Origin of the sequence: Bartonella senegalensis OS02, from assembly GCF_000312545.1 — a bacterium.
GTDB lineage: Bacteria > Pseudomonadota > Alphaproteobacteria > Rhizobiales > Rhizobiaceae > Bartonella > Bartonella senegalensis.
Genome location: NZ_HE997540.1, coordinates 1,034,750 through 1,037,736 on the forward strand (window position 1 = coordinate 1,034,750; position 2,987 = coordinate 1,037,736).

The 2,987-nt window shown below is 47.8% G+C and carries 2 protein-coding genes and 1 pseudogene; 1 reads left to right on the forward strand and 2 read right to left on the reverse strand.

The features are described 5' to 3' along the window. The coding region (locus BN200_RS04120) for a hypothetical protein (protein WP_034988761.1) at positions 1-546 on the forward strand (546 nt) is incomplete at its 5' end. On the opposite strand, the gene BN200_RS04125 is transcribed toward BN200_RS04120, so the two are convergent. Together BN200_RS04125 and BN200_RS09365 are read right to left on the reverse strand one after the other, a co-directional pair. After that, on the reverse strand, positions 480-2,573 hold the full coding sequence (locus tag BN200_RS04125; RefSeq protein WP_034988765.1) for a toprim domain-containing protein: 2,094 nt from the start codon (positions 2,571-2,573) through the stop codon (positions 480-482). The genes BN200_RS04120 and BN200_RS04125 overlap by 67 nt on opposite strands. After that, positions 2,557-2,987: pseudogene (locus BN200_RS09365) on the reverse strand (hypothetical protein); the annotation flags it as partial. The pseudogene BN200_RS09365 and the gene BN200_RS04125, both read right to left, overlap by 17 nt.

Genomic DNA, 2,987 nt, shown 5'->3' on the forward strand with positions numbered 1-2,987 from the left:
TCGTTTTGGTTTTTCTTTATAGGGGTGCTGCACGCCGCCGGGAGACAGGGTGGGTGTTTTGCCGGGGGCTGGTATCGTATGGCATTCTTGCTGCATCTGGGTATGAGGAGTCTGCCTGCTGAGTGGAGGGTGTTCTTGAAGGCGCTGGCATTTTGTTGCATGATGGGCGTTATCCTTCGGCTTGCTTTTGAAGGAGTCAGGGATATTGGTAGATTAGGGGGGATGTTCTTGGAGGTGTTGGGCTTGGCTCTCCTGTTGAAATTACTCTTGGCTTTGCTGATGTGGGAGGGTGATGATTCAGTCTTGCAGAGGTCGTTGCGTGTTTTGAATTTTGTGCTGTTTTGCTGCATTTGGAGATGTGTCTTGGTGTTTTTTGCTGCGGGGACAGAGCACTTTGGTTGGAGCTGGATTTGGTTCTCGAATGAGAGCGTGGTGATCGGCATCAGTGCATTTCTCTCTCCTTTTCTTTATCAGGCGGCTCACTGTGCCCGTGTGATGGGTAAGGCGTTTTTAGAGAGTGTCCGATTGATGGGGCGTTCCAGGTAACGGCGTGGGGTTGCGGGGACTTCAGAAGAACAGCGATAGCGATAGGTTTTTTTGTCAAACCAAAGCCCTATTTTGCCTTCAAAATCACCAGAGCGTTGTTTGGCGATATTCATAATAACACCGGGGCGTTGTGCTAAATCTGTTTTTTCTTGTGTGTGAGAGGCGGCAAAGATTTTGTCTTCTAACGATCTGTTGCGCCAAATGGTGATAATGTTAAAGGCATTGGCGCCAATCTCTGAGGCGCCTTTAATGTCTTCTGTGCCCGGGATCTCTTTATCGAGACCCCCTTTACGGGCATGGGCAACAAGATGAAGGTGGACATTGTTTAAAACAGCCCAATCAACCATTTTATAAACCGCTTGTTCTTGACTGGCATAGTCATCAGAGGCAATGCCAAGCCGCATCAGACTGTCGATGATAAATTGATCACAGCCATAGCGCGCGCGGCAATAGTCAAACACCTCTAGCAAGGTGTCGACACTCGATTTGCCAACATGCTCATAAAGAATAAGTCCACCGTCTAAAAACTGCAGAATCCGTTCAATCATTTCTCTTGTGGGGTGTTCTAAGCCGCCGGTTTGTTTGGTTAAACGGCGCAGCGATTGGGCGCCTTTCATCTCGAGAGAGGCTAAGCAAAGGCAACTGTTTTGCGCAATCCAATGGGGAATACAGTCTGATAACAATTGGCTTTTTCCTGCACCACTGGCACCACTCCACAGTGTTAATTCTGCTGGGCGAAAATGCAATTTGCCATGTAGTTTCGGATAGGGAACTGTATAACCAATATGGTGTTCTGGCTCTGGCCAAAAAAGCCTTATGACTTGATCTTTATAGTCTGAGGCGCGCCGTAAGCCTGCTGGCGCAAAGCTTTTTGCTGAGGAAAAGGCTGCTCTTATGCTGGCTGCATCAATCCCGGCGGTGAGACAGTCATTGGCATCTTTGCCCGGTAAACATACACGGTAACAGCGATGACGACCAAGCCTGCTGGCAATCTCATGGGCGGCTTCTTCACCAGGTTTGTCCATATCGGTGGCTAAAAAAATAGTTTCAAAAGCTTCTAAATGATCAAATTCATTTTCAATCCAATTCTGTTTACCCCCATGACCTCCTCCAAAGGGTACTGAGACCGCCGGATAACCATAGGCGGCGAGAGAAAGGGCATCAATTTCTCCTTCGGTGATGACAAGTGTACGGTTTGTGAAGCAAAAAGGCTGATCTTTTGAGGGAGGCGTGTTGTCTGTTGGGAAGGGGGCATGTTCTGTAGAGGTCGATGCATTGTCTGTTGATGGTTGATGTGTGGAGCAAGATGCCGGATCTGTGAGGGAGGAGGGGTTTTTTGTCTTTGTCTGAAAGCTGTGCTTCATGTTTTCTGCCCCCTGGTGAAAGCTTTCGTCGTTTGCCGCTGTAAAGGTAAGATTTTGCCTATTGTGGTTCGTTTTGAGTCCATGGGGGTAGAGCGCTTGCCAGCCAAACAAGATTGCTTCACAGTGTGCTGCTGTTGGTTTTGCTTTTGCTCCAGTTTGTGCCAGTCGTTCTTTTACTAAAGCCAAGGTGCCATCGGGTTTATAAAAGGGAAAAATGATTTTTTCGCCTTCTTCTCCTATGCGGTAACGCTTTAAAATTTCAAGGGGAATGCCACGTTCTTTATGGAGATAAGTTTTTACTAAATTCTGTGGTGTACCGCATGGGGGAAGTGGTGGACGCCGATAAGAACGATGCGGTGCCATAAAGGGTTTGGGACGCGTCAGATTAAGCAGGGCGCGTGCTTCTTCTAAAGCTTGAGAGAGGCTTATCCCTTTGACTGCACACCAAAGGTCTAAAAGGTCACCGCCGCTGCCTTCTGCAAAGTCATACCAAAGACCAGCTTTACTGCCGCTTACGCAGACCAATAAACTTTGCCCCGCTTCTCCTCTTGTGTTGCCGACAACCCAATCGTTGCCTCGTCTGCGCCCTTGTGGAAGCAGCATTTCTGCTATCGCGCTTGCTTGTGCAATAAGCTTTTGTTTGATTTCAACAATGGTACTCATATTCATTCCTATGGTTGTTGATGAAACTCTTGTGGGTATCCTTGTCGTTCCAAGACTGTGTTGGCGATGTGTAAGAAGAAAAAATGGCAAGCCTTTTTTGGTGCTCTTTGATCTTTTCAATCTCACTTTGAGACCCATTGTGCCATGTCGCTTGCCAATCCACTTTCAGCGCTTCCTTGTTGCTTTTGGTATACCAAGTATTACGAAATTTCTTTTCTTGCCAACGCGCTTGCTCTTCATTCAAATTTGTTGAAAACGTCGAGGAAAGACACCGGTCTGTTGAAGTAGCTGTGTGATGTGTGGAAGAGGGGGGTGATGTGCATTGTGCTTGTTTGCCGGTGGGATGTGGTTGTGGTGATGCGCATTGGGGGCGTTGTTCATCGAAGAGGGCAGATGGTTTGTGAGAGAGGACGC

Excerpts from the sequence above, each read along its gene's own strand:
- BN200_RS04125 (WP_034988765.1), bottom strand. The coding sequence starts at position 2,573 with ATGAGTACCATTGTTGAAATCAAACAAAAGCTTATTGCACAAGCAAGC.